The organism is Paenibacillus sp. NPDC058174, assembly GCF_042883865.1.
Lineage (GTDB): Bacteria > Bacillota > Bacilli > Paenibacillales > Paenibacillaceae > Pristimantibacillus.
On record NZ_JBHVUY010000001.1, the window covers coordinates 2,259,502 to 2,285,824 of the forward strand.

Here is a 26,323-nt window from a genome sequence, read left to right on the forward strand (position 1 = left end):
TATGAAAAAAATAAAAACGCTTGGCCTCATCACTTTAGGCGCAGCTGTAATGATCTCTGCATCGGCTTGTACCGCAAACAACGCAGGCGATATACAAAACAATAACAGCACAAAGGCTGTGAACGAGAAAGCAGCCCCATCCCCTGCAAACAATGAAGTCGCACAAAACAGACTGCAAGACGATTTTTATGAAGCAGTAAATGCCAAATGGCTGAAATCTACGGAATTGCCGGCGAATAAAGTCATTATAGGCGGCTTGGCAGACCTCGATACCGATGTAAAAAAAGCCGTTTCGGACGATCTGGCCAAAATGGCAGCTGAGGGCCGCGATAAAACCGATGACGCGATCGGCAGCATGGTTAAATTTTATAAATTGGCCGCAGACCGCGATAAATTGAACAAACAGGGCTTTGAAGCCATTAAGGCCGATATTCAAAAAATTAAATCAACCAAAAGCCTGGAGGAGCTGGCGAGCAAGCAAAAGGAATTTTATTTCAAAGGTCTGGCTTTGCCATTCAGCCTGAATCTTCTATCCGATATGAAAAATGCGACAGATTACGCCCTGTACATCGAAGCGCCTGCACCTGTAATGCCGGATAAAAGCTACTATGCTTCAGAAAATCCGCAAAGCGAAGTGTTCCTAGGACTGTACAAAAAAATGCTGACCGATCTGCTAGTAATGGTTGGCGAATCGGACACGGAAGCGGCGCGAATTGCGGGTGAAGCCGTCGATTTTGAACAAGAGTATGTACAGTATACGCTAAGCGCAGCAGAAGCCAGCAATTTCGAATCCTTTTACAACCCTAAATCGATTGACGAGTTAAAGGCATACAGCAAAAGCATAGATTTCGAAAAATTCCTGGTCGACGTTGTCGGTAAAGTACCCGATCATATTTCGGTCATGTCCGTCAACTATTTCGAAAATCTCGATACGTTTCTCAACGAGAATAATTGGGATAAAGTAAAAAGCTGGACTTACGCAAACTTTGTATTGAAATCCTCGTCGCTGCTCTCCGATGACTTTGTAAATGCATCAACGCAATTGGGCAGAGCGCTGTCCGGACAGCAAGAAATGACGGCAACGGAAGATACGGTTCATAATATCGTAAATGCAGCATTCAAGTATGTGGCCGGAAGCTACTACGGGGAGTCCCATCTTGGAGCCGCAGCCCGGCAGGATGTTACTTCTATGGTTGAAAACATGATTGACGTTTACAGAGATAAGCTGCTTAACAACGACTGGATGTCGGAGCAAACCAAGACAGAAGCTATTAAAAAACTGGATCATATGAAAACACATATCGGTTATCCGGACAAGCTGGAAGACATATACGCATCGCTCAAGGTTGATGAGAATAAAACGTTATTCGAGAACAATCGCGCTATCCAAACGATCATTACGAAAAACAACTTTGCAAAATTGGATAAGCCGGTGGACCGGGACGAGTGGAGAATGTCTGCCAACACGGCAAATGCATCCTATCAGCCGCTGACCAACACGATTACGATTCCCGCTGCCGCTCTTCAGGCGCCATTTTATGATAAAAACCAAAGCGCTAGCCAAAATTACGGCGGCATCGGCACCATTATTGCGCATGAAATCTCTCACGCCTTTGATACCAACGGGGCAAAATACGATGAGATCGGCAATATGGCCAACTGGTGGACAGAATCGGATTACAAGAAATTCGAGGAAAAAGCAAAGGCTGTTATTGACCAATACAGCAACATGGATTATTTGGGACAGAAAATCAACGGCGAAATGACCGTATCCGAAAATATCGCCGATATTGGCGGATTGATGGCCGCACTTGAAGCAGCCAAGCAATTGCCGGATGCCAATCTGAATGAATTCTACAAATCCTATGCAACCATTTGGAGACAGAAGGCTCGTCCTGAGCTGGAACAGCTGCTGCTGACGATCGATGCCCACGCGCCGAATAAAATTAGAGTGAATGCCGTATCAGCTAATACCGATGATTTCTACTCCACATTTAATGTTAAAAAAGGCGACGCGATGTACATTGCCCCAGAGGAAAGACTGACGCTTTGGTAAAATAGAAACGAACCCATTCGAAGCATGGCGTTGAGTTTACTTTTGCTTCATCTGCGTTAATGCAAACAGCCATACCAAAATCTCTGTTGAATGATGCTCAGGGAGCTCATTCGATTACAGCATTTTGGTTATGGCTCTTTTTTATGCTAATGAGGTCAAAAGAATGCTTGCGCCTGACGTAACGTCATGACCTGTACTGTCGCTAGAAAGGAGTGGGGAGCGATAAGCAAATCGCAGTCTACCATTGGCGCAAAACCAGTCCGTCAGTTGGGCCTTTCGAGTCCATATCGGCGGATCAAAATGTAAAAGTGCAGGCTGCAGGCTGCTTTTTTGACGGTTTACCGCATCAAAATGCAAATGTGCAGGTTGATTGGCGTAAAAAGCCGCCAAAGAGAGAATTTCAGAGATTTTAAATGTACTTTTACATTTTGACAGCTGTTTCCCCCCATTTCAGGCGGATCAGCATGCACTTTTGCATTTTGTTTCCTATTCTGTTTCTCAGCAGCACAGGAAGGCGTGTATAAAGAGCCGATTCCGCATCGGAGCAGGCGCAGCACAATGAAAACCGAAAGTGCTTTCTTCTAGAAAATGAAATAAGGATGCTCTCAAGGAGCACCCTTACCTCTGACATTCTATTCCACAATAATCCGAATCTTCGCCGATTTGTTGCCGAATTTCACGGTTAAGGTTGCGCTTCCTTTGCCTTGCGCCGTAACGACACCATGCTTCACATGAGCAACCGTTACCTTCGAGGAGCTCCAAATTCCGTCAGTCGTAATCGTCCGTTCGGCGTTGTCCAAGTAGGTTGCGATAGCTTCCAGCTGAATACTCTGGTCACCCTTCAATGTCAACTGGGTTACCGGTTTGCCGCCTCTATAAATATCCAAATATTTCAGCTGGTCGACATCCACACTAATATTAATCGTCTTGCCGTTATATTTGGCGGTTACCTTCGTTTTTCCGGCTGCAACCGCAGTGATTTTCCCTTGCGAGACCGAAGCGATCTTCGAATTGCTAGAGGACCATTCTGCTTGTGAAGTGACATCCTTCGTTCGGCCATCCGGCAGCATCGCGGTCAATTTAATAGAGTGGGCCGTACCAGACTGCATCGTCAACACATCCGTACTCGCCTCCAGCTTCTGAACAGCGCCAACTTCGACCGTAATCGTTACCGTTTTTCCGCCGTATTTGGCAGTTATGCTTGTCTTGCCTGCAGCTAGCGCATGAATGAGACCGCCATTGACATCAGCAACCGTCTTCGAGGAGGTCGACCATTCCGCAGCATCCGTTACGTCTAATTTATTGCCTAGACTATCTGTCGACGTTAGCGAAATCTGCTTGTTCTCATTCACTTCTAGTGTAATGGCATAAGTATCTGCCGTCAGTTTATCCGCTACATCCACATCCGCAGAAATCGTTACAGTCTCTCCGCCGAACTCCGCTTTAATGGTTGCTGTACCGGAGCTATTCGCTGTAATTTGCCCTTTGTAGACTGACGCAACATCAGGATTGGACGAGCTCCATTCCGCAATCGCCGTCACGTCCTTTACCAGACCATCCTTGTAGGCAGCAGTCAGGGTAACTGTAGACGTTGCATTCTTGCGGAGAGACAGCTTCTTTTGACTCGGTGTCAGCTTCTCAATAATACCGACGGAGACAACAACAGTTGCAGTCCGCGTGCCATAGGTGACAGTAATCGTCGATGTTCCATTTTTCAAGGCGGTAATGACGCCTTTGTTCACCTCAACTACATCAGGATGCGAGGAGCTCCACTGCGAAAGAGCCGAAACATCGACCACACGGCTATCGCTGTAATAGCCGTTGGCAGTCAAGGTCACTGACTCGCCAATTTGCAGATCCGCCGTTGTTTTGCTCACTACGATCTGGTTTGGAATGTCCACTCTGACACTCGCGGTCACCTGTTTGCCGCCGTAGGACGCTTTAATAATAGCTGTACCTGACTTGTAGCCTGTCACCTTGCCCTTGATTACATCTGCAACATTCGGATGATCGGAAGACCATTGCGCTTTGTCTGTCATCAACTCCTGTGTTCCGTCTGCAAATGTGGCATAAAGCTTTAAGTCACGGGACTTATTCAAGTCCAGGTCAATGGAGTCCGTATCGAAATCCAGACGTTTTGGCACCTCTACGTCGACATGAATGGTTACGCTTTTATCTCCGTATGCAGCCGTAATGTCTGCAGATCCCGACTTTTGGCCGAACACTTCGCCATTTACAACATAAGCGATTGTATCATCGGAGGAGCTCCACTTTGCCTTATCCGTAATGCGTACAGTTTTCCCGTCCATATAGGTCAAGTTCAGTTCAAGCTGCTCAGACTTCCCGACACGCAGGAACAGCTCCTGCTTGCTCGCCTCCAGCTTGCGGGAAGCATCTACAAATACTTGAATAGATGCTGTTTTCGTTCCATATGTAGCCGTAATCGTCGCCGTTCCTGCACGGTAGGCTTTAATAACGCCTTTAATGGCGTCCGCTACCTTCTCATTGTCGCTTTCCCATTCTGCCTTATCGGATACATTTTGCGTAGAGCCATCCGGATAGGTCGCGGTCACGACAATTTTCTTTTCTTCGTTAACCAATAAGTTGATTTCCGCAAATTCCATATCGATGCGTCTGGCCAGCTCCACAGATGCCTTTACAGTAAGGCTTTGGTTGCCATACTTGGCCGTAACTTTAGCCGTTCCAGACTTCTTGCCGGTTACCAGACCGTTCACAACCGTCGCTACACTATAATTATCGACGGACCATGCTGCCTTTTTCGTTACCAGTTCACTTGTTCCATCCTCATAAATGGCCGTCAGCTCGATTTGCTGTTCCTTCCCTACGCGCAGGTCGAAGTCATTCACATCCATCGTCAATGCCTTAACCTTCTTGCTTACCGTTACATTGACAATGACTGTTTTCCCCTGATAGGTTGCAGTAATAATGGCCGTTCCTTCCTTTTTGGCCGTAATCGTACCCGCATATACAGCAGCAATTTCCGAATTGCTGCTGCTCCAGTCCGTTTTGATTGTCACATCGCTGGTGCCTCCTGTAACCGATACAGCTGTTGCAGTCAGTGAGACGGAACCGCCTACTTCAAGCGCTGCCTCATTCTTGCTTAAGACGAGCCGTGAAATTTCTGCTTCCGCAGCCACTGCTGCTGTGCCGCCTTGAATCAGCAGCAGCAGTACCAGCAAGCCCGCAGCAATGGTGTGAAATCTTCTCGACATGGCTTTATTTTCCCCCTTTAATTGCTATTAGCTGATCTTAGACCCCCATCGGGGTTTCCATTTGCACCGCCACGCCGCGCAGCTTCTGCTTGGCCCGATGAATTCTCGACTTCACGGCGCTAATGGAGGTTTGCTGGCGATCAGCGAGCTGCTCGTACGTCAAGCCGTATTCATAGACGAGCAGCAAGGATTGCCGGTTGACCGGATGTAAAGAAGAGAGCAATTCCCGAAGGAATTGCCGGTCGACGATTGTCCGTTCAATATCGCTATCACTCATATAGACATCCCGTGACCCGGTATAGACACACCTTTCCCTGCGCTGCTTGCGGTACATATCAATAATTACATGACGGGAAACCGTCTTAAGCCAAGCTTCTTTCTGCTCCAGCTGCTCCAGCAGCTCAATGTGACGATAAGCCTTCAAGAACGTTTCTTGAACCGCGTCCTGTGCCAGCTCGCGGTCCTTGGCAATCGAGAAGGCATAATAATAGACTGGCTTGAAATAGCTGGCGTATAAATGATGAAGTACTTCGGCGTCTGAACGCTCCTGCTGCTTTCCTCTGCTACTCATTCAAATATGTCTTCACCCGATTCTGAATCAATTTGCTCACTTCTTCCGCCGATTTCTGCCCGCTCATGAAGCTGTTGAACTCCTCCATCGCAATCATAAGCACTTTCATATCGCTAGTTCTTCGGAAGCCCGCGTTCGAGATCAGCTTCTCCACCGCTTCAACCCGTTTCTTGGCGGTTTCGCCATCCGGCAGCATATCTGCCGGAACCATCGTTTCCAGCGTTCCGCTTTCAATTTTTTGCGCAATCTCGTTCAGCTTGCTGCTGGTAACGGATTTATTCATCGGAAGGCCCGAGAGATCCGGGGAAGCTTGCATTTCCTCGGAGAGCAGGAACTTAATAAATGCCCATGCTTCCTGCTGAACGGCGGATTTGCTGTTAATTCCCAAGCTATATGAAGGCCGGAACGCTGCGCCCTTCGTCTGCCCGCTTACATTCGGCTTTTGGTAGAAATCCATCCCATTTGGCATCGTCAGCGCTTGCTCAGGACCGAATATGTCCATCATTTGAAAGGCCGCTTTATTGCTGCTGAACGAGAAGGATTCATTAAGCAGTCCATCTTCATACATCGACTTGATATCCGTTAGCATATTGCGGAATAGCTCCGAGTCGAAGTTCGGCTGTCCCTTCTCTACGAGCTGATTATAACTATCCTCGATAAAATCGAAGAGCAGCCCTGTTGGATCGAGACTGATTAATTTGTCCGAGTCATCCAAATTCAGCTTTTTAGCGGCTGCCTTGAATTCATTCCAGTTCCACGTTTTATCCGCGTCAACCGAAAGACCCGCCTTCTTCAACAACTCGGTATTGCCTTGGAACAGGCTAATCGAAAAGGAGAGCGGCATCGCATAAAGGCCGTCCCCGTCCTTGGATGCCTCCAAAATGTTGTTGTACAGCGTATTCTTGTCAAACGAGCTATCACCTGCCATCAGATCATTCAGATTGACGAGCAATTTTTTGGAGACAAATTTGTTTTGAGGCAATTCGCTCATCAGCATCAGATCAGGCCCTTTGCCGGAAATAACCTGTGTCGTTACCGACTGCACGTACTTTTCCACATCTCCGAGCGAAATGGCCTCCATGCTCATACTGCCTTCTGCGGCTGGCTGCGACGTTCTATATTCCTTAATTTCGATATGGATATCCTTATGCTGCTCCTCAAATTTGCGCGCAGCATTCTCCAAAAAACGGTCTTTCATCATGACCGATATGGCGATGGTTTTTTTCCCGCCTTGTTCCGAAGGTGATTTTTCTCCTCCCGTATTCGATTCTTTGGAACCTCCTCCCCCGTTTCCTGAACATGCGGACAGCAGCAAAACGATAGACAGCATTGCAAAAAAACCTGCTTTTTTCAAATCAATCATCCTCTCAATTTAATCGGATCCGGTTGCCGTCCTGAAGCGGCTGGCTCGATTCCGTCACGATGTCTTCTGCCGGGTAGACGCCTCCGAGCACGACGATTTCATCGCCGTTATCCTTGCCTGTCTTCAAGTACGCTTTCTGTACGGTGTACGTGTTGCCAAGTGAGCTTCGTCTTTCCCGCACAACGAATACGTAGCTTCCGGTTGCATCTTTTTTAATCCATTTTTTGCTGATGACAAGACCTTGCTCCTTGAACGGCTTCTCCAAGCTGACACTGGCTGTTTCACCCCCTTGAAGACCGTTGCCCGGCACGTAGACGACGATCGTTTTCTGGCCCTTGGCTCCTCCGCCCGGGCTTTCATTTCCTGCATCCGGCTGGTTAGGGTTATCCCCTCCGCCGCCGCTCGCCGGAGCGGCCTTGATCTCAGCTACCGTCCCTTCGATTTTTCGGGGCTCATCCCCGTCCACATTGACCGTCACTTTCTCGTCTTTTCGCAGCATTTCGGCTGAATCTTTATCCGCCGTGAAGGTGAATTTGAAACCTTCACCGCCCTCCAGCAGCGTCAGCACCGGCTGGCCTTGCGGAATGCTCATCCCTTCCTTCGCTTGAAGATTCAACACTTTACCGTCTGCAGGCGCAGTCAAAGTGCGATTTCGGGACAGCTCCTTACGCAGCGCTTCGATTCTCCTCTCCGCAATGCCCCGGTCCAACTGCTCCAATTCCAGGTCCCGCTTTGCTTTGCGGATTGCCTCCTCGTCTTCTGAACGCTGAGCAGCGACGAACTGCTCCTTGAGCAACTCCCGGTTTAAATTCCGTTTCTTCATCTCATCTTCCGCATCAAGCAGCTGCTGCTGAACTTCCGTTCCGTCATAGGTGATCAGAACCTGACCTTTTTTCACTTGGTCATCATCCTTGACATGCACCTTCGCAATCTTCCAGCTGTTGTCGCTGGTTATCTCGGTTTGCTTGCGAGGCGTAATAACCCCGCTCCCTTCAATGCGATGAGAGAGTGATTTCTGCGAGGGCTTCTCCGTCGCCACTTTCGGCAGCAAAGCCGTTTGAAGCGTCTGGCTGAATAATGTCAGCAGCGCCAGTATGAGAAGGAACGCCGCCAATGCAATGCCGGCAATCCGTTGTTTTCGCAATACCATGTTGCTAATCTCCCTTCACTCAGCCTTTCACGCCGGAAAGCTGGATTCCTTCGATAAAATACCGTTCAGCGCTCAAAAACAGCAGCACCATAGGCATCATGTATACAACCGAGACAGCGAACGAGACGCCAAGCGCATCTTCCTGAATCCGGGATAAAAATACCGACAGCGGCTGCATCGCGGCGTCCTGCAGAAAAATAAGCGGCTGCTCGACCATATTCCAATAATCGACGAACAGAAGCACAATAAGCGCAGCGATGCCCGGCTTTACCATCGGCAATGCAATTGAGATGAATATGCGCCAATAGCCGGCACCGTCCATTTTGGCCGCTTCAATATAAGCCGAATGAATGTGGAGCATGAACTGCCGCAGCAGAAACACGCCAAAGGCGCCGAACACACCCGGCAAAATAATAGAGCTGGGATGATTCAGCAGACCCAGCCGGTCAGCCATCAAGTAGTTGGGTACAAGCGTCACCTGAAACGGCATCAGCATCGTCATCAAATACAAGAAGAACAATCCGTCCCTGCCCGGAAAATTCAGCTTTCCGAATGCGAATGAGGCGAGTGTTGCCACTGTTGCTTGTCCGATAATAATAGGAGCCACCAGCATGACCGAATTCCAGAACAGATACAAAAAATTCGGCGTTGCAATCAATACTTTGTTGTACTGCTGGAAGGATACCCAGTCCGGTATCCACTTGAGATTGACGAATACACTTGTGTCGGTTTTGCCCAGCATGCTGTAATTCGCCATAATTTCACGTTCCGTCATGAAGGAGCTTACGACGGTCAAAACGACGGGCATAAGCAGCAGGATGGCAATGGCGATCAGCAGCAGCGAGCGCAGCAGCGGCAGTATCCATTGCTTCATCAAATCATTCACCTCCCCCCACTCTTTCTTTGCACTTACTCCATATAAGAACGGAATATCCGCTCTGTACGGAAGAGCACGAACACTAGCCCCGTCATACAAAGCGCCATCAGCACAGCTGCAGACGACACTTTCTGAATATCGAGGGACAAAAACATATTGTTCATGTAATGCTGCAGCATGTAGATCCGGTCATGCGGATAGGCGCCGGCCACGAGAAATGTCTCGCGGAACACCTTAAATGAGTTCAACACCGACATCAGCACAACTAGAAACGTTGTCGGGGTTAAATAGGTGAGCGTAATGCCGAACAGCTTCCGCAGAGGACCTGCCCCTTCCAGGTCGGCGATTTCATAATATTGATCCGGAATGTTCTGCAGGCCGGCCAGGAACAGGATGACGTTGTACCCGATGTTCTTCCACACATAGACCAGCACAATGACAAGGCCGGCCCACTCGGATTTCATCCAGTCTTGGCGGTTGTAGCCAAAATGCTCCATAACAGCATTTAGCGAGCCATTCCAGTCGAATAGAATTTGCCAGACGAGCACAATTGAAGCGACCGGCACAACCAGCGGCAGAACATACGCCGTGCGCAGCCAGTTGCGGAAAAACACCCGCTGGTTCAACAGCAGCGCTAGGAAGAGCGATACCACAACAAGGATCGGCACGCTGACCGCTGTGAACGAGAACGTGTTGGATGCCGCCTTCTGAAACGAGGAGCTAAGGAGCAATTCCTTGTAGTTGGACAGCGTAAAGCTTCCACCCATCCGGTCTTGGAATGAATACAAGATGCTCTGGCCGAACGGAATAAGATAGAACAAGGAAAATCCGGCCAGGCTGGGCGCCAGAAAACCAAGCGCAGCCAGAAGCTCCTTGCGGGATAAACGTTGCAATTTCATGGTGGAACCTCCTATCGGGAGCCGGTAAACAAAGGGCACGGCCTTACATCGACTAGTGTACAAACAAATCTGGGGAGTAAGTATGAAAGCAATGTGGAAAAACTGTGGAATCGGGCCGCTGCCGAATCTTTTATGATAGAATGTTCCTCGATAACCGTTTAGGAGGTTGCCGGATGAAGTCCTATCAAATTGCTGTAGTCGACGACGATGCGCAAATACTAGAAATCGTTGAGGCTTATTTATATAAAGAGGGTTACCGAACTTTGACCTTGTCGTCAGCTGAAGCTGCGTGGGAGCTGTGGAAAAATGATCCGCCCGATATGTGGATTCTCGATATCATGCTTCCGGGCATGAGCGGCTTCGAGTTGTGCCGGAAAATCCGCAAAGAGGCGGAGGTTCCAATCGTCATGATCTCCGCTCGTGATGACGAAGTCGACCGCGTTCTCGGGCTGGAGCTTGGCAGCGACGACTACTTGACGAAGCCGTTCAGCCCGAGGGAATTAGTAGCGCGCGTGAACCGCTTATTCCACCGGCTAAGCTCGATTCGCGAGGCTAAGGAGAATGCTGCCACTTCGCAGCCCGGGCATACCGCTATCGAGGTTGGCGAGCTGCGGCTCGTTCTGGAGGAACGGCGCGTGTTCTGGCATGAGGAAGAAATCGAGATGACGCTGAAGGAATTTGAATTGCTGCAGCTATTGTCCGAGCAGCCGAATCGTGCCTTTACCCGGGATGAGCTGCTTACGTTAATATGGGGAGACAATTACTACGGCTACGACCGGGCGATTGACGATCTGGTAAAGCGGCTTCGCAGAAAAATTAAAGAGCTTCCGATTGATACCGTAAGAGGACACGGCTATCGGCTGCGGACGGAAAGGACGGGGCATTAATATGAAAATGATCTATCGGCTTCATCTTTCCTTTGCCTTGCTGCTGCTATGTACGCTGGTAGTTACTGCTGTTCTGATCCACCCTCTGCTGCTTAAGACATTAGTGGACAGCCAGCGGAAAGAACTGCAGGGTCAAGCCAGCATGCTCATGAATTTATCGCCGGTTATGCCTCTTGTGCCTGGTCAGGAATCGGCGGCTATGAAAAATGCCGACACGCTGTCTTTAAGCAAGCCCACGAACGCAGTATTGTTTACACCCGGGGAGCAAGTCGTATACAGTACCCTCACGGGAGAAGACACGAGCGAGCTCATGGAATTATCGAAGCAAGGGAAGCTTTCATCCGGAGAAATCTGGAAAGGCACCACCGATCAATATATCTTAGAAACAATGACTTCAATTCCAGGCATCCAGGCGGAGTATCAAATTCCAGCTGTCACTGCGGTGATGGCAGCCCCTCTAAGCAAAATAAAAGAGATGCAGTTCGCCTTATTTGGAAGGCTTATGATCATTCTGACTGTAGGCGGAATCGTCGCATTCCTGCTGAGCATGATCATTACGAGAAGACTCGTGAAGCCGCTCGGCGATTTGACGAAAGAATTGAATAAGGTGGAAAACCGCCGCTTCTCCGAAGTCCGGCTGGTTGAGACGGGCGGCGAGATTGGAGATGTCGCGAAAGCCGTCTACAATCTTGCAGGCGAATTAGAGAAATATCAGCGTACACAGAAGCAGTTTTTCCAGAACACGTCGCATGAATTGAAGACGCCGCTCATGTCCATTCAAGGGTATGCCGAAGGAATTAAGGATGGCGTTTTTACGGGGGAGCTTGCCAATAAGGGCTTAGATGTCATCGTTAAAGAATGTGAGCGGCTGAAAAAAATCGTCACCGAAATGATTCTTCTTGCGAAGCTGGAAAGCGAGGAAGGCATATTCCAGATGGACCATGTCCCCGTACGAGAGCTGATTGCAGAGACACTTGAACGCATCAACCCGCTGCTCGTCAAAAACGGCTTGCAAGTCGAGCTGGATGAACTCGGCAGCAGTCAAGAGTGGTCGATCTATGCCGACCGCGAGAAAGTGCTTCAAGCGCTTATCAACATTCTGGGCAACGCAGCCCGCTATGCGAAGCACAAGATTCACATTCAAACCTCTGCTAACGCTGAAGGGATCGGCATTGGCATTACCGATGACGGCGAAGGCATTCCTGAGCCGCTGTTATCCCAGCTGTTTGAGCGGTTCGTGAAAGGAAAGAACGGCGAAACAGGGCTTGGCCTGGCGATTTCCCGCGCCATTGTCGAGCGGTGCCGCGGCCGGATTTCAGCCCATAACGAGCCGGGCGGCGGCGCGGCATTCGTGATACGTTTTCCGACAGAAGGAAGACTTTAAGGTGATATAACAGCAGCAATTGAATTTTTATTATATATAACACTACAGGACTAACCGTGAGGTTAGCCCTGTTCTTTGTGTTGAGCATCAATATTCTGGTTCTTTACGCCCCACTCACATAATTGCTCCAGCACGGGCAATAAGCTCTCCGCTCTCTCTGTAAGCCTGTATTCAACTTTAGGCGGCACCTGAGGATATTCGGTCCGTGTCACCATACCATCGGCTTCCAATTCTTTAAGCTGCGAGCTCAGCATTTTATAAGTGATAGCTCCTACCTGTCTTTTCAGATCATTGAAGCGAACCGGCTGGTTCTCAGCCAGAAGGTAGATGAGAACCATTTTCCACTTGCCTCCGATAACCGATAAGGTATAACCAAAAGGCGTATCTTGAATGTGCTTAACCTTGCCTTTATATTCAGCCATACTCATGCTTGCACTATCCTTTCTGAAAGTACCTACCCATAAAGTGCGTACTATTTTTCTGTATCTATACATTCTATACTAGGGCGTGTCTGAAAGCTCGTTCAAAGTAAAGGAGAGAACAACAATGACTAAACAAACAATACGCCTGCTGATGCCGCAATGGCAAGGGGGCAATAATGCTAACTATTCTTTTGGAGCTGAGCTGCTGGCATGGTTAGCTCCTGACAATGATCAGCCCCTAATTCATGTCCCTGTTCAGCCTTATAACGGAGTTCCGCTGGAAAATGAGAATGGCATATACGGAAGAAAGCAGCTGCTGGAGCAATTAGAGTCTGCTCAGCATATCATACGTGCGCATAAACCGGATCGCATCGTCATGTTTGGCGGCGATTGCTTAGTCGAACAAGCCCCATTTGCCTATTTGAACGAACGATACAACGGGGAATTAGGTTTAATATGGATAGATGCACACAGCGATTTAGTGCGGATTACCGGGTATGACAACGGACATACTTTGCCGCTTGGGAATCTTCTGGGAGAAGGAGATGCCGAGTTCGCCAAGCATGTGAAGATCCCGCTAAAGCCTGAAAATGTCTTCATCGCCGGATTTGATGTCCCTACGGAACAAGATACTGAAATCATCGGAAGGCTTGGTATTAGAACGGCTGGCACCAAAGAGCTGATGAACTGCACAGCCTCTATAAAGGATTGGATAAAACAAAGCGGCATTAAGCATCTGGCGATTCATCTTGATCTGGATGTGCTTGACCCTAAGGCATTTCGTTCTTTATTATTCGCCAACCCTGAAGCTCCTTATGACTTCTCCGCTGCCGGAACGATGCAGCTGTCCGGGCTCCTGCATCTGCTTAAAGAACTGGCTCAGGAAACCGATGTCGTTGGATTAGGGATAACGGAGCATATGCCTTGGGATGCGATAAACCTGAAAAATCTGCTCGGCGAAATACCGATATTGAACAGCTGAAGTGAATTAAAGCATAAAGCGGCTTATTCTTCTCGCGAGGAGATAAAGCCGCTTTTTCTATTTAAACAGAAGCTAAACGGGCAGAAGCAAACTTTAGCTGCCGTTTAACAATTCGTTCAGTCTATGTTTCATTGGGGCTAGTACGATAGGAAATAAGAAAACGACGATTTCCTATTCCAACTAGAAGGAGTTGCATGGTTATGAAAAAAATTAGCGCATCCGTACTTTCCCTGTTCTTGCTTACTTCCGGTCTCTCATCTGTTCATGCAGCGGATAAAGCGTTATCCGTCTGGCAAAACGGCGAGCAAATTCAGTTTAATAAGTCGGCACCAATCGTAGAAAAAGGGGTCACGCTCGTTCCGATGCGTACTATTCTGGAGAAGCTAGGCGTCACAGTGAAATGGGATGAAAAGACCCGTACGGTCAGCGGTGCGAAGGATGGCGTCTCCTTGTCTCTGCAAATTGGCAGTACGAGCGCTACAGCAAACGGCAAAACAGTCAAGCTGGAGGCCGCGCCAAAGCAAATTCACAATGTAACGTATGTGCCGCTCCGCTTTGTTGCGGAAACTGCCGGCTATCAAGTGGCCTATCATTCATCACAGCGTCAGATTATCTTAACCGCTAAGCAGCAAACAGCTGAAAACCGCGGTTTTTTGTGGAAAATCGAGCATAAAGGCAATACGGTATATCTGCTTGGTTCCCTTCATTATGTAATGGAGGGCATGTATCCGCTCCGTCCGGAAATTGAAAATGCCTTAAAGGCTGCCGATTACTTGGGCGTAGAGGTTGACTTGTCGAAGGTTACTGCCGAACAATATCAAACGCTCTTGCTTGATCTCGCTGTGTACAAAGACGGAACGACTCTGAAGGATCATATCTCTGCAGAAACGTACAAGAAAGTTGCCGCCTTTCTGAAGGCGAACGGGCTGCCGGAAAACAGCTTCGACAGCTTCAAGCCATGGTTCGTCCAACAAAATGCAGTGGGCATTATCGCCGGCAAAGAAGGCTATCAATCGGAAACGGGCATTGACCAATACTTGATCGACAAGGCCAACAATGCGAAAAAGCCGATTATTTCACTGGAAACGATCGAATCCCAGATTGCGACAAACGACAACTATTCCGACGCCCTGCAGGAAAAGCTGCTGCTCCAAACCATTGATCCGACTGCCGGGGGCACCCTTGCTCCAAATATGGGGCTCGACGATCTGACGAAGATGTGGAAAACTGGCGATGTAAACGCTTTGCATCAATACAGCAGTCCTTCAGGCTGGGATCCTGAGTACCACAAGGCTCTGCTGACTGACCGCAATGCAGAAATGGCCGATAAAATTGAAGGCTACTTGAACGGCGACAAGAAAGAAACGTATTTGGTTGTCCTTGGCATGCTGCATATGCTGGGAGACGAGGGTGTCGTTCCATTGCTGGAGAAGGAAGGCTTTAAGGTGACCAAACTGTAACGTCTTAACATTAAAAACCGCGAAGACCCCGTACAATCAGGTCTTTCGCGGTTTTTTTGTTTACATAACAAGCACGCCTATTTCAAAGCTTGCACAAATCCTGCTCTCCACGTCGGATATTTCGGCATCCAGCCGTACTCATTTCGTGCTTTGGCGTTTGAAGCACCACGTTCCCAGCCGCTGCTTCCGTGCTGAATTTCAGGTGCGGGAGCTTGCAGCGCATCGGTATAGACGGGCAGCCATTCCGTGCCTGGAGCTGGCTCATCGTCTACAATGTTGAACGTACCGGACGGCCAATTTAATGCCAATAAAGCTGCATTCGCTGCATCCTCAACGTGCAGGAAAGAAGTAATGCCCGCCGTGGCCGGAAGCTCACGATTCCGTGCTTTATCTGCCATAGCGCCCTTGCTGTCGTACCAGGTATGAGGTCCATATAGCGTTCCGTACCGGAGAATGACATGCTCCGGAATTTCTGCAACGGCTTTTTCCAAAGCGGCAATACCGTCGATTGTCGTTTTTCGCGGCGCAGCGGCATGGATATCTAAAGGAACTTCTTCCGAAGCTGGAGCATCGCCAGGCTCATATGCCCAGGAAATACTTTGAGCGATCATTTTTTTAACACCTGCTTGCTTAGCGGCATCCACCAAATTCCGGGTGCCCTCCACTCTAATCCTGGCATTATCAGCTGAACTCCAGCTGCTGAGCGAAGTAAGCTGATGAATAACCGCATCTGGCTTAATCTCCCCGATTGCTGCAATCATCCCCTCCCGGTCAAAGGCATCTGCAACGATTGCCTTTGCGCCTAATGCTTCAATAACCTGCAGCTGCTCCGGGTTATGCGTCATTCCTGTCACTTCGTGGCCTGCCTTCACCAGCTTAGGAAGCAGGAAACGGCCAATGACACCGGATGAACCGGCTACGAATATTTTCATCTCGAACACCTCCGGATATAAGCTTATGATAGCAAGAGAAATTGGAAGAAATAAGTACCACTTCTATGCTAATATAAGCATACCAATTCAAGCATCGGAAAGGAGCAACCTATATGCCGAAACCTTCAGCCCCTTTTACAGCAACCCCAGATACGAAAACTAAGCAGGTCTATGCGCTGCTCCGCGAACGTATCTTTCATGGCAGGTATCAGGCGGGAAGCCGACTCCCGTCAACAAGAGATCTTGCCAGCGAGCTCGGTGTATCAAGAACTCTTGTCGTAGAGGTATATGAACAGCTTATAGCCGAAGGCTATTTGGAAGGCCGTCAGGGCTCCGGGACCTATGTGCTGGATTTAGGGAAAAGCAGGCCGTTTCAGATGCCGTCCATGAATCTGAACGAAGACACCGTTGAATGGAACGATGCCCCGGAAGCTGCAGCGCCCCGTTTCCAAGGCATAGATTTCCGTCCAAGCTTTCCGTCTCTTGCCCATTTTCCGCACAAGCAGTGGAAGGAAGCTGTGTTGCATGTCTATGATCACGCTCCTTCGGCACTGTTCGGCTATGATGAAGATCCGGCAGGCAATTGGCTGCTGCGCACACAGATTTGCCGGTATCTGCTCCGCGTCAAAGGCATTCCATGTATGCCGTCACAGGTGATTGTAACAGCCGGAGCAACCCAAGCTATCTCCCTGTTATGCAAGCTTTTATTGAAGCCAGGTGACGCTGTAGCGATTGAGGACCCGACCGCTAACTTCATTCATAACCTCTTCGCAGCAACAGGTGCAGACATTGTCCCCGTTCCCGTCGATGAACATGGCATATGCGTGGATCGCTTGCCGATTCATACAAAGCCTAAGTGCATCTTCGTTACACCCTCGCATCAGTTTCCTTTCGGCAGCATTCTGTCCATTGGCAGGCGTATTCAACTGCTCGATTATGCCCGGCAGACCGGAAGCTTCATTATTGAAGATGATTACGACAGTGAGTTCCGTTATGCCGGCATGCCGATTCATGCACTCCGGGAGCTAGACTCAGAACGGGTAATTTATGTCGGCACCTTCAGCAAAAATTTGTACCCCTCCCTGCGGCTAGGCTATATGGTCGTTCCCCAGAAGCGGCTGGAGCCGCTGCTGCACTTGAAGCGCATGACGGATTTGCAATGCCCGGCCTTGCCCCAAGCAGCCCTGGCACGCTTTATGGCTGAAGGTCATCTGGAGCGGCACATTGCCCGCATGAAGCGGATTTACGGCAAAAGACGAAATCATCTCATTACAGCTCTAGCAGCAGCGTTCGGCAGCAGGACTGCGATTTCAGGAGATGCTGCAGGCTTGCATCTGATTGCCAAATTATCCGGATGCAAATTCGACTCCAGCCAAGCGGCAAAGCTTCAAGAGAAGAATATTAAAATTTATCCCGCAGAGAAATATACGATCGCCAAAGGCAAATATGAAGAGAGTCTCATTATGGGCTTCGGCAATGTCACGGAAACGCAAATTACAGAAGGAATCCAGACGATCGCAGATATTTTATTATTGCCTTAGCTCATTGCTGGAATTCTTCTGCTTTCTTAGTATGGCTAGGCTTATAAGAATGCCAAGTCCCGTAACGCTGGCGGCAATAATGAATGCTGTGCGGATCGCTTGATTCAAATCGGCTGCTGCCATCGTTTCCAGTGATGCATCCGAGCCCAGACTGGCAGAAATGACAGCCATAATAACAGCCAAGCCTATAGCACCGCCAATTTGCTGGCCGGTCGAGATCATCGCTGAGCCTACACCCTGCTCCTTCGGATCGATTCCCGTGCTGCCGGCAATGAACATCGTCGTAAAGACAAGGGCCTGACCGAGTCCGATAATAACGGTGCCGGGAATGATTGCCCATACGCGGCCCGAAACCGAGAGCCCGCTAAGCAGCAGGAATCCGATGCCGCCAAGCCCCATACCGGCAGCAATTGTGCCGGAGGCTCCGACGGCCGACAGCATTTTATTAACAAGCTTTGCTCCGAAAAATGCGCTGATCGTCAGCGGTAAAAAGCTTAAGCCGGATTGAATCGCCGCTAAATGCAGTACACCTTGCGTGTACAAGGTCAAAAAGTAATACAGTGTGCCAAATGATGCAGAGAACAGCGCTGCCGTCAAAGCAGCACCCGTCAGGTTGCGATTGCGGAACAATCGAAACGGGAGCAGCGGTTCTTTCGTACGGTTCTCAATGATAACGAACAGCAGCAGCAAAGCAGCACCGATAATTCCGGACGTGAGTGTCCCTGCACCAGCCCAGCCTTCTACCGGAGACTGAATCAAGTAATATACAATAAGGATCATGCCTGCCGTCACCGATATTGTACCTGCAGCATCATAGTGTCTTTTACCCGTTTCGGCTTTGCTCTCCACAAGAACAAGCGGTGCAAGTATAATTGCCAATATCGTAATAGGCACGTTAACGAAAAACGTAAATTCCCAGCCGACGTAGCTCGTTAATACACCTCCCAGCAGCAAGCCGGCCGATAAGCCAACGCCCCCCATAGCTGCCCATATTCCCATTGCCCGGTTGCGCTCGGCGCCTTCATCGAAATTGGACATAATAAGCGACAAGGTTGCTGGCGACAATAACGCTCCGCCAAGCCCTTGCATTCCCCTGGCAATGATCAGCAGTACTTGTGAGGTTGCCAGACCGCCAAGCAATGAACCTAGACCAAAAAGGCTCATCGCGATCACAAACATTTTACGCCTCCCGAGCAAGTCGGACAGTCGTCCTCCAATTAACAGAAATCCACCGAAAACAAGCGAATATGCACTGACCACCCATTGCAAATGGTTGGCGGAAAATCCCAATGCCTCTCCTATTGCAGGCAAGGCCACAAAAATAATCGTGTAATCAAGCGCCAAAATTAACTGAGATACGGCAAGAAGCATTAATGCAAGTCCTTTACGCTTGCTAAGGTTCATGACGGAACCATCCTTTCTTTTATAGACCAATCAGTCTGTTATAATCAAAAAAATATGTCTTTTCTTTCTAGACCTTTCGGTCAAATTTCAGCATAAGATTCACATCGAAACTAAGAGATTACTTCTACATATTATTGCATTGAACAAGCGGGATTACAGACTAAACAGTCTAAAAACAACAAGCGCAAGCGGCTTTGCATCCGTTGAGGAGCATTGCGCATTAGATTCCGCTCCCTTAATAACGGTCCAGTGTAGAAAGCATAACCGCTGAAACCTCTTCTAGAACTTTAGGGTCCTTAGACAGCTTCGCCGTCTGCGTCAGCCCGTACCGTGCATGATATAAATAGCGTGCAAGCGCATGTACGTCTTGATCTTGCCTGATCTCTCCCCGGTCTTGCGCACGAACCAGCGCATCATAGAAGGCTTGTTCCAATAGGATGCGATCTCGTTCAAAAAGCGCTGCAATCTCAGCATCATGAGGTATTTGGTCGATGGCACTGTATAAAATCAAGCATTCCTCGCGCCGCTCTTCGTCCTGCAATGCAGCTACTACCGTCTGAAAAATTTCAGCGAGCACTTTTTTAACCGGCTCTGTGCGATTCAGATAGCTAACCACTGCGGCTGACTTTTCTTCTACATAATGCTTCACAGCCTTGATGAACAGATCTCTCTTCGTCCCGTAAGTGTCATAAAGACTTTGACGTGCAATCCCTAGACCATCCAGCAAATTCTGGAGAGATGTTCCTTCATAGCCATAGCGGCCGAAAACCTTCATCGCCTTATGCAGAACCTCGGTCGTATCAAATTCCTTGCTTCTCGCCATCGCTTCAGCCACCTTTCCACCCCTATCTTACACAATCCAGACCATTCAGTCAATAATTTTAATGGAGCCTTTAAATAATAAAGCTAAACAAATCGATGACTCTGTTTCTGCATTTTGCTGCCTCGTTTAGGTTCTGTTAAAGTGAGAATGTTAATATGAAAGTGGGTGAGAACAACAATGACTAATCTATCGGATATAAAAATATTAATCGTCGACGACGAGCCTTCCATTGTCACAATGCTGCAGATGGTGCTTCGCAGAGAAGGGTTCCAGCAGCTGCATTCGGCTTCTACTTGTGCAGAGGCGCTCGACTTAACGAAGCGCCTCATTCCTGATATCATTCTGCTCGACATTATGCTTCCCGACGGCAGCGGACTTGAGCTTTGCGCCAAGCTCAGGGAATACGGGAACCCGCATGTCTTCTTCTTGACGGCCAAAACCTCCGACCTCGACGTCCTTCGCGGCTTCTCCATGGGCGGGGATGATTATATTACGAAGCCTTTCAACCCGCTGGAGGTAGCCGCAAGAATTCAGGCGCGCATACGCCGCTTGGAGCCGGAAGCCGCTGCTGCCCCTCCAGTAAAGCGGCCTGAAACCGGTATATACCGGTTTCACCGCTTCACCGTTAATGAGGCAGAGGGAGAACTGATTGTTGATGGAGAGCTTATTCCATGTCCTGCGCAGGTGTTCCAGCTGCTGCTGCACTTCTGCAAGTATCCGGGCATTATCTTTTCCAAAACTCAGCTGTACGACAAGGTTTGGGGAATCAATGGCCTGGGCGATGATGCAACCGTGATGGTACACATCCGGCGCATCCGCGAGCGGATCGAGATTGATCCCAGCAATCCGAAGCTGCTGCTTACTGTACGCGGACTCGGATATAAGCTAGCGAAGGAGTCGCAGGAGCCATGAAAATCCAGCAGCGTATGGCCTTCCACTTCACCTATCAACTAATCTTCTATGCTTTGCTCATCGTGGCTCTCACACTGATTGCCTGCATCCTGTACTTTCAGAACACGAAAAATAATGAGTTGCGCCGTAACTTTCCGGTTGGCGCATTGCAGCTGATTTCTCAGGAAGCGAGCTCCAAGGACGGAACAATTAAGATTTCCTCCAAGTGGGACAGTTTCATTGAAGAGAGGGGCATGTGGATGCAGGTTGTCAATGCCGAGGGGAAGGTCATCCATTCAGTCAATACGATTCCTCACCATACGCTGCCAGCCTCCTACTCTACTGCCCAGCTGCTCGATATTCAGGAAACCCGGACTTTAGGCAATTATGAAGTCTACACACAGCTGAATTTCACGTTCAACGAGCCGCTTTTATATTTGCTGGGCTATCATAACGCTGACCTTGATCAGCTGATGAATTGGTTCGGCGCTTACGGACAGCAAGGGGTGGTACAAAATGCAGCGATCCCCGTGCTGGACAAGAAGCTGCGCGAGTCCGGCAGCTATTTACAAATTATCGATTCTGCCGGTCATGCTGTGCAAGGAGTCGGGGATGATGCCTATGTAAAAAAGGCCTTTCGATCCTTGGACATTCTGGCCATCCAGCAATCACCGGGCAACTATGATACGAATATCGTTACCCATCTGGACAAGCCGAGCGGAATGACCTGGATTCTCTATACCGCTCAAGATTCTGGAGGCCCGCTTAAGCATCCGCTGATGGATACGGCAACTCGCAGACTCATGTGGTTTGTAGGTCTAATCCTGCTATTAGCGATTCCAATCTCCATCTGGCACGGCTACCGTTACGGTCAACCGCTTATTCTGTTCGCAGGCTGGTTCGACCGGATGCGCAACGGACAATACAATGAAGTTCTGACTGCCAAGGACATGCGCAAGGTGTTCCGCCGTGACGGTTCGATGCGGTTCAGCTACAAGCTCTATAGAGAAGTCATCGAATCCTTCTATCAGATGACGCATCAATTGGAGCAAACCGAGAAGGAACGCGCAAGGCTGGAAAAGTCGCAAGCGGAATGGATGTCAGGAATTTCGCATGATCTGCGCACTCCCCTGTCCACCATTCAAGGCTATGGTTATATGCTGGAGAGCCTGCCTGAGGAATGGAGTCAAGAAGAAATGCGGATCATGGGGACGACGATTCGCGAAAAAGGGGATTATATGCTGGAGCTGATCTCCGACTTCTCCCTGATTCATCAGCTCAAGCAGGGTGATACCATCATAGAGCTGCGCGAGATCGATCTGGATGAATTGGTTCGCTGCTCCGTACTGAAGTACATCAACGACGCTACAATGTCCCAGTATCAGTTCATCTATGTTGGGGAAGAACGTCCCCTGATGATAAAAGCAGATGAAACCTGGCTGCTGCGGCTGATGGACAATTTGCTGTCCAACGCCGTGAAGCATAATCCGCCGGGCGTAAGTGTTAACGTCTCTGCCGGCATGCTCAACAGCAAAGCATACATCCGGGTAATCGATAATGGCCAAGGGATGGACGAGGAAACGCTGCACCACTTATTCAAGCGCTACTACCGCGGGACGAATACGTTAGAATCGACGAGTGGCTCCGGTCTCGGGATGAGCATCGCTAAATCGATCGTCGAAGCCCACAGCGGCGAAATCCAAGTCCAATCCAAAGTGCTGCAAGGGACGAAGATTGAGATTTTACTGCCTTGCTAATCAAATCTATTATGCGTATGCAGGATGCATCTTGTGTTGTAATAACACTAGGAGTATCCTGCTTTTTGTTTGGACAATATAAATGGGACAAATAATGGATAAAAGCAAACATAATGGCCTGGAGGCTCTGCTCATGTTCCTCGCTCAACTTTACTGCCTGATTTTCAGCATCCTTTTTTCTGCCATAATACCCTCACAGCAAGTGCCTGCTCCTGTACAAGCCGATGCCTGGTTTGACAATTACAAGTTTAGAAGCGGCGAAACGCTTGATCGGCTGCGTATCCATTATGTGACGATGGGAACGCCCCGCCGGGATACTTATGGCGAAATCGATAATGCCGTTCTTGTGCTGCACTGGACTGGCGCTAGCAGCCAGAACCTGCTTGCACCCGAGTTTAGGAAGGCATTATTCAATCCCGGAAAACCTCTTGATGCCGGGCGTTACTATCTTATCTTTATCGATAATGTCGGCCACGGGCAATCCAGCAAACCAAGTGATGGCCTCAGGGCTGGCTTCCCTAATTACGGATACAAGGATATTGTAGACCTGCAGCATAACATTGTCGTTGATATACTTGGCGTTAAAAGGCTTCATGCCATTCTTGGCTTATCTATGGGAGGCATGAATGCTTGGCAGTGGGCAGAAGCCTATCCCAAGGCTATGGACGGAGTGATGCCCGTCGTATCATTTCCAACCAAAGTGTCCGGCCGCAACCTGTTATGGCGGCATATTATAACCGATGCTATTCGCAATGACCCGTCATGGGATAACGGGAATTATACAAAACCTCCGCTTGGCTGGATACAGAGCTATCCCGTACTGCAAATGATGATAGACAGCGTCATTCATTTGCAAGAAACGATACCAGACAACGCAGCTGTTAAACAATTTATGAAAGAATCACCTAAACAAGCAGAACAGATAGATGCCAACGATATACTCTATTCACTTCAATCCTCTGCTGATTATGATCCTGAGCCGTTTCTCTCCTCCATCCAAACAAAGCTTTTTGCACTTAATTTCACCGATGATGAGTTTAATCCGGAACAGCTCCGCGTTCTTGAACGACTCGTCCCCAAGGTCAAAAACGGACGGTATGTCGTGCAGCCGGGAACTCTGAAATCCCGGGGACATCTGACAATGACTCAGCCAGAGCTATGGGCCCGGCATGTTGCCGCTTTTATGGAATGGCTTGAATCCGGCAAAGGAACTGACCGCTAATCGCTTCTAAGAAAGCAACAAATACGATGGTATCCGCGTTGTTGCGAGAAATGATTTGCATCTAAAAAATGGCTGTCGAGACTTCTCGACAGCCTGGCGATGCCAGTGAAATTGTGTATCGTCTTTTTTAACTGATTCACTTTTATTTACTGTTCATATCATCAATCAGCTCGCTCAGCTGACGTTCCGTAAATTTGCCCCCGCTAAAGGACAGCAAGCCGCGAATCGGCATATATTTCATAAAGGCTTGCAGCATTGCGGCATGAGGGCCCTCCAGCGCTGCTGCGAACGGCAATGCCGCGTAAATCTTTTTCACCCATTCGCGCCCCTTTTCCGTCTGTATGAGGTCTGTAACGGTAGAATTACGATGATAGCTGATGCTGCGCACTGTCGTAGATTCGACATCGATTTGCTCCGTCAATACAATATCCTGCGAAGACTTGCCGACAAGCAGCTCAAAGCTTCCTGATTCGACAACCCAGTCTTTTAATGCTGCATCATAATAAGCAAAGCTCCGCTTATCCAGCTCGAAAGAGATGGTTTTGCTTTCGCCTGGCTGCAGCTCTACTTTGTCAAAGGCCTTCAGCTCCTTCTCAGGCCTGATAACGCTGCTCTCGATATCGCGTACATAGAGCTGAACGGCTTCCTTCCCCGGCATTTGTCCGGCATTGCGGACCGTTACCTGTACCTGCAGCGTATCGGTGTCGCTGATCTGCTTCGACTGCACCGATAAATTGGAGTATTCGAAGGTTGTATAGCTCAAGCCGTGTCCGAACGGGAACAAAACAGGCTGCTGTTTTTTATCATAATAGCGGTAACCGACAAAGATGCCCTCCCGGTATTCCACATTGTCCCCTTCGCCCGGATAATACAAATAGGATGGATTGTCGCTAAGCGCCAGCGGGAATGTCTCCGCCAGCTTGCCGGATGGACTGACTATTCCGAACAGTAAATCCGCGATGGCGCCGCCCAGCGCCTGTCCGCCCAAGTAAGCCTCCAGAACCCCTTTAGCATGCGGCAGCCATGGCATCTCAACAGGCGCACCGTTGCTTAATACGACAACAAGATTAGGCTGTACCTTGGCTATTTCCTCAATCAAGGCAATTTGATTCGGAGGAATGCGCAGATGCTGGCGGTCGAAGCCTTCGGATTCATAGCGTGCGGGCAAGCCTGCGAATACCACTGCAGTGTCACTGCCCGCAGCTGCAAGCTTGGCCTCCTCCAGCAGCTTCTCATCGGTATGCTCTTCCGAAAGCTGATAGCCCTGGGCATACACAACCTCAGCCTGGGAAGCAATTTTCATCATTTCTTCGCTGATATCCTCCAGCTTCGTTGGCTTGATCTGGGAGCTGCCGCTGCCCTGATAGCGTACTTCCTTCGCCATTGCGCCAATAATCGCCAGCTTGCCGGTGCGGCTGAGGGGTAAGATGCTGTCCTCATTTTTAAGCAGCACCATGCTCTCCCGGGCAATCTCGCGCGCAAGCTGGTGATGCGCATCCTTATCGAAGCTGGCGCCGGCTTTCTGATTATCCTTCGCTTTGAAGATGACGGTCAGCAAGCGTTCAACCGCTTGATCCAGCTTTTCTTCCGCAAGCTTGCCCTCCTGCACCGCTTGCACAATTAGAGCTGTGCCTTCGCCATGACTGGACGGCATCTCCAGCTCAAGCCCTGCTGCAACCCCTTTAACCCGGTCGTTTACAGCGCCCCAATCGGATACAACGATTCCTTCATGTCCCCACTCTTCCTTCAGAATGGTTGTGAGCAGCTCTTCGTTTTCCGAGGCGAATTCGCCATTCACTTTATTGTAAGCACACATAACAGTCCAAGGCTGCGATTTTTTCACCGCGCCTTCGAAGCTGGCCAAATAGATTTCCCGCAAGGTTCGTTCATCCACAATAGAATCTGAAGTCATGCGCCGGTGCTCCTGATTATTTGCCGCAAAATGCTTTAAGGAAGTGCCCACTCCCTGGCTCTGCACTCCTGTAATATGGTGAGCAGCCATCTCAGAGGACAAATAGGGATCCTCTGAAAAATATTCGAAATTCCGGCCGCAGAGCGGCGAGCGCTTAATATTAACCCCGGGCCCCAGCAGCACGGCGACCTCTTCCGCCTGGCATTCTTTGCCCAGCGCCTCGCCCATTTGCTGAATTAATGCGCGGTTCCAAGAGCTTGCTAACCCTGCAGCGGAAGGAAAGCAAGTAGCCGGCACGCTGTCGAACAAGCCCAAATGATCGGCCGATGCTTTTTGCTTGCGCAGACCGTGCGGGCCATCCGTTACCATTAACGACGGAATGCCCAGTCTGTCTACAGCCTGTGTATGCCATGTATCCTTGCCCGAGCAGAGTGAAGCCTTCTCCTCCAGCGTCAATTGACCGACCAATTCTTTTATATAATTTGAACTCTTCATTATGATGTCCTCCTTCTAAAGCTATTTCTCAGACCCAAGGTCTAGTTCCTGGCATAGTATAA

Annotated in this window: 20 protein-coding genes; 9 read left to right on the forward strand and 11 right to left on the reverse strand. The window is 49.3% G+C overall.

The window, feature by feature from the left end; genetic code table 11:
• The first annotated feature begins 1 nt into the window (after position 1).
• A complete protein-coding gene (locus tag ACFVVF_RS10080; protein ID WP_387807898.1) occupies positions 2 to 2,056 on the forward strand; it encodes a M13-type metalloendopeptidase in 2,055 nt (684 codons plus the stop codon).
• A 632-nt stretch (positions 2,057 to 2,688) separates the two neighbouring features.
• Here the strand turns inward: ACFVVF_RS10080 and ACFVVF_RS10085 are convergent.
• Genes ACFVVF_RS10085 through ACFVVF_RS10110 form a run of 6 tightly spaced genes read right to left on the reverse strand, consistent with a single transcriptional unit; the run spans position 2,689 to position 10,149 of the window.
• Positions 2,689 to 5,289 (reverse strand): Ig-like domain-containing protein, encoded by a 2,601-nt coding sequence (locus ACFVVF_RS10085; RefSeq protein ID WP_387807903.1) that lies wholly within the window; start codon positions 5,287 to 5,289, stop codon positions 2,689 to 2,691.
• A gap of 37 nt (positions 5,290 to 5,326) precedes the next feature.
• Complete coding sequence (locus tag ACFVVF_RS10090) at positions 5,327 to 5,860, reverse strand: RNA polymerase sigma factor (protein ID WP_387807906.1); 534 nt, start codon at positions 5,858 to 5,860, stop codon at positions 5,327 to 5,329.
• Positions 5,853 to 7,190 carry an ABC transporter substrate-binding protein gene (locus ACFVVF_RS10095; RefSeq protein ID WP_387807909.1) on the reverse strand — a complete coding sequence of 446 codons (1,338 nt, stop codon included), beginning with the start codon at positions 7,188 to 7,190 and terminating at the stop codon, positions 5,853 to 5,855. Before ACFVVF_RS10095 ends, ACFVVF_RS10090 begins: the two co-directional genes overlap by 8 nt.
• 37 nt (positions 7,191 to 7,227) lie before the next feature.
• Positions 7,228 to 8,373, reverse strand: a complete 1,146-nt coding sequence (locus ACFVVF_RS10100; RefSeq protein WP_387807912.1) for an efflux RND transporter periplasmic adaptor subunit — start codon at positions 8,371 to 8,373, stop codon at positions 7,228 to 7,230.
• Positions 8,374 to 8,392: 19 nt separating this feature from the next.
• Positions 8,393 to 9,247 (reverse strand): carbohydrate ABC transporter permease, encoded by an 855-nt coding sequence (locus tag ACFVVF_RS10105; RefSeq protein WP_387808985.1) that lies wholly within the window; start codon positions 9,245 to 9,247, stop codon positions 8,393 to 8,395.
• 35 nt (positions 9,248 to 9,282) lie between these two features.
• On the reverse strand, positions 9,283 to 10,149 hold the full coding sequence (locus tag ACFVVF_RS10110; protein ID WP_387807915.1) for a carbohydrate ABC transporter permease: 867 nt from the start codon (positions 10,147 to 10,149) through the stop codon (positions 9,283 to 9,285).
• A 173-nt stretch (positions 10,150 to 10,322) separates the two neighbouring features.
• Here ACFVVF_RS10110 and ACFVVF_RS10115 point away from each other — a divergent pair, with 173 nt between their 5' ends.
• On the forward strand, positions 10,323 to 11,036 hold the full coding sequence (locus ACFVVF_RS10115; RefSeq protein WP_387807918.1) for a response regulator transcription factor: 714 nt from the start codon (positions 10,323 to 10,325) through the stop codon (positions 11,034 to 11,036).
• A 1-nt stretch (position 11,037) separates the two neighbouring features.
• Positions 11,038 to 12,420 carry a sensor histidine kinase gene (locus ACFVVF_RS10120; RefSeq protein WP_387807921.1) on the forward strand — a complete coding sequence of 461 codons (1,383 nt, stop codon included), beginning with the start codon at positions 11,038 to 11,040 and terminating at the stop codon, positions 12,418 to 12,420.
• Between the two features lie 62 nt (positions 12,421 to 12,482).
• Here ACFVVF_RS10120 and ACFVVF_RS10125 read toward each other — a convergent pair whose 3' ends face one another.
• On the reverse strand, positions 12,483 to 12,848 hold the full coding sequence (locus ACFVVF_RS10125; protein ID WP_387807924.1) for a winged helix-turn-helix transcriptional regulator: 366 nt from the start codon (positions 12,846 to 12,848) through the stop codon (positions 12,483 to 12,485).
• 118 nt (positions 12,849 to 12,966) lie between these two features.
• On the opposite strand from ACFVVF_RS10125, the gene ACFVVF_RS10130 reads away from it, so the two are divergent.
• Together ACFVVF_RS10130 and ACFVVF_RS10135 are read left to right on the forward strand one after the other, a co-directional pair.
• Complete coding sequence (locus ACFVVF_RS10130; protein WP_387807926.1) at positions 12,967 to 13,824, forward strand: arginase family protein; 858 nt, start codon at positions 12,967 to 12,969, stop codon at positions 13,822 to 13,824.
• Positions 13,825 to 14,024: 200 nt separating this feature from the next.
• Complete coding sequence (locus tag ACFVVF_RS10135) at positions 14,025 to 15,284, forward strand: TraB/GumN family protein (RefSeq protein WP_387807928.1); 1,260 nt, start codon at positions 14,025 to 14,027, stop codon at positions 15,282 to 15,284.
• A 77-nt stretch (positions 15,285 to 15,361) separates the two neighbouring features.
• Here the strand turns inward: ACFVVF_RS10135 and ACFVVF_RS10140 are convergent, their stop codons facing one another.
• Positions 15,362 to 16,216, reverse strand: a complete 855-nt coding sequence (locus ACFVVF_RS10140) for an NAD-dependent epimerase/dehydratase family protein (protein ID WP_387807931.1) — start codon at positions 16,214 to 16,216, stop codon at positions 15,362 to 15,364.
• Positions 16,217 to 16,329: 113 nt separating this feature from the next.
• Between ACFVVF_RS10140 and pdxR the strand changes: the two genes are divergently transcribed.
• A complete protein-coding gene (gene pdxR, locus ACFVVF_RS10145) occupies positions 16,330 to 17,757 on the forward strand; it encodes a MocR-like pyridoxine biosynthesis transcription factor PdxR (RefSeq protein ID WP_387807934.1) in 1,428 nt (475 codons plus the stop codon).
• Here pdxR and ACFVVF_RS10150 read toward each other — a convergent pair.
• Both ACFVVF_RS10150 and ACFVVF_RS10155 read right to left on the reverse strand, forming a co-directional pair.
• Entirely contained in the window at positions 17,746 to 19,161 is a 1,416-nt protein-coding gene (locus tag ACFVVF_RS10150; RefSeq protein WP_387807937.1) for an MFS transporter, read from the reverse strand. The two genes, pdxR and ACFVVF_RS10150, sit on opposite strands and share 12 nt — an antisense overlap.
• Positions 19,162 to 19,396: 235 nt before the next feature.
• On the reverse strand, positions 19,397 to 19,984 hold the full coding sequence (locus ACFVVF_RS10155) for a TetR/AcrR family transcriptional regulator (RefSeq protein ID WP_387807940.1): 588 nt from the start codon (positions 19,982 to 19,984) through the stop codon (positions 19,397 to 19,399).
• Positions 19,985 to 20,161: 177 nt separating this feature from the next.
• Here ACFVVF_RS10155 and ACFVVF_RS10160 point away from each other — a divergent pair, with 177 nt between their 5' ends.
• From ACFVVF_RS10160 to ACFVVF_RS10170, 3 genes are all read left to right on the forward strand, one after another.
• Positions 20,162 to 20,896, forward strand: a complete 735-nt coding sequence (locus tag ACFVVF_RS10160) for a response regulator transcription factor (protein WP_387807942.1) — start codon at positions 20,162 to 20,164, stop codon at positions 20,894 to 20,896.
• Positions 20,893 to 22,632 (forward strand): HAMP domain-containing sensor histidine kinase, encoded by a 1,740-nt coding sequence (locus ACFVVF_RS10165; RefSeq protein ID WP_387807945.1) that lies wholly within the window; start codon positions 20,893 to 20,895, stop codon positions 22,630 to 22,632. Before ACFVVF_RS10160 ends, ACFVVF_RS10165 begins: the two co-directional genes overlap by 4 nt.
• Before the next feature lie 94 nt (positions 22,633 to 22,726).
• Positions 22,727 to 23,854 carry an alpha/beta fold hydrolase gene (locus tag ACFVVF_RS10170; RefSeq protein ID WP_387807948.1) on the forward strand — a complete coding sequence of 376 codons (1,128 nt, stop codon included), beginning with the start codon at positions 22,727 to 22,729 and terminating at the stop codon, positions 23,852 to 23,854.
• Between the two features lie 142 nt (positions 23,855 to 23,996).
• On the opposite strand, the gene ACFVVF_RS10175 is transcribed toward ACFVVF_RS10170, so the two are convergent.
• A complete protein-coding gene (locus ACFVVF_RS10175) occupies positions 23,997 to 26,261 on the reverse strand; it encodes a beta-glucosidase (RefSeq protein WP_387807951.1) in 2,265 nt (754 codons plus the stop codon).
• Positions 26,262 to 26,323 lie beyond the last annotated feature (62 nt).

Excerpts from the sequence above, each read along its gene's own strand:
- ACFVVF_RS10160 (WP_387807942.1), top strand. The coding sequence starts at position 20,162 with ATGACTAATCTATCGGATATAAAAATATTAATCGTCGACGACGAGCCT.
- ACFVVF_RS10080 (WP_387807898.1), top strand. The coding sequence starts at position 2 with ATGAAAAAAATAAAAACGCTTGGCCTCATCACTTTAGGCGCAGCTGTA.
- ACFVVF_RS10135 (WP_387807928.1), top strand. The coding sequence starts at position 14,025 with ATGAAAAAAATTAGCGCATCCGTACTTTCCCTGTTCTTGCTTACTTCC.
- ACFVVF_RS10120 (WP_387807921.1), top strand. The coding sequence starts at position 11,038 with ATGAAAATGATCTATCGGCTTCATCTTTCCTTTGCCTTGCTGCTGCTA.
- ACFVVF_RS10175 (WP_387807951.1), bottom strand. The coding sequence starts at position 26,261 with ATGAAGAGTTCAAATTATATAAAAGAATTGGTCGGTCAATTGACGCTG.
- ACFVVF_RS10125 (WP_387807924.1), bottom strand. The coding sequence starts at position 12,848 with ATGAGTATGGCTGAATATAAAGGCAAGGTTAAGCACATTCAAGATACG.
- ACFVVF_RS10130 (WP_387807926.1), top strand. The coding sequence starts at position 12,967 with ATGACTAAACAAACAATACGCCTGCTGATGCCGCAATGGCAAGGGGGC.
- ACFVVF_RS10170 (WP_387807948.1), top strand. The coding sequence starts at position 22,727 with ATGGATAAAAGCAAACATAATGGCCTGGAGGCTCTGCTCATGTTCCTC.
- ACFVVF_RS10115 (WP_387807918.1), top strand. The coding sequence starts at position 10,323 with ATGAAGTCCTATCAAATTGCTGTAGTCGACGACGATGCGCAAATACTA.
- pdxR (WP_387807934.1), top strand. The coding sequence starts at position 16,330 with ATGCCGAAACCTTCAGCCCCTTTTACAGCAACCCCAGATACGAAAACT.
- ACFVVF_RS10095 (WP_387807909.1), bottom strand. The coding sequence starts at position 7,190 with ATGCTGTCTATCGTTTTGCTGCTGTCCGCATGTTCAGGAAACGGGGGA.
- ACFVVF_RS10085 (WP_387807903.1), bottom strand. The coding sequence starts at position 5,289 with ATGTCGAGAAGATTTCACACCATTGCTGCGGGCTTGCTGGTACTGCTG.
- ACFVVF_RS10110 (WP_387807915.1), bottom strand. The coding sequence starts at position 10,149 with ATGAAATTGCAACGTTTATCCCGCAAGGAGCTTCTGGCTGCGCTTGGT.
- ACFVVF_RS10140 (WP_387807931.1), bottom strand. The coding sequence starts at position 16,216 with ATGAAAATATTCGTAGCCGGTTCATCCGGTGTCATTGGCCGTTTCCTG.
- ACFVVF_RS10100 (WP_387807912.1), bottom strand. The coding sequence starts at position 8,373 with ATGGTATTGCGAAAACAACGGATTGCCGGCATTGCATTGGCGGCGTTC.
- ACFVVF_RS10105 (WP_387808985.1), bottom strand. The coding sequence starts at position 9,247 with ATGAAGCAATGGATACTGCCGCTGCTGCGCTCGCTGCTGCTGATCGCC.
- ACFVVF_RS10150 (WP_387807937.1), bottom strand. The coding sequence starts at position 19,161 with ATGAACCTTAGCAAGCGTAAAGGACTTGCATTAATGCTTCTTGCCGTA.
- ACFVVF_RS10155 (WP_387807940.1), bottom strand. The coding sequence starts at position 19,984 with ATGGCGAGAAGCAAGGAATTTGATACGACCGAGGTTCTGCATAAGGCG.
- ACFVVF_RS10090 (WP_387807906.1), bottom strand. The coding sequence starts at position 5,860 with ATGAGTAGCAGAGGAAAGCAGCAGGAGCGTTCAGACGCCGAAGTACTT.
- ACFVVF_RS10165 (WP_387807945.1), top strand. The coding sequence starts at position 20,893 with ATGAAAATCCAGCAGCGTATGGCCTTCCACTTCACCTATCAACTAATC.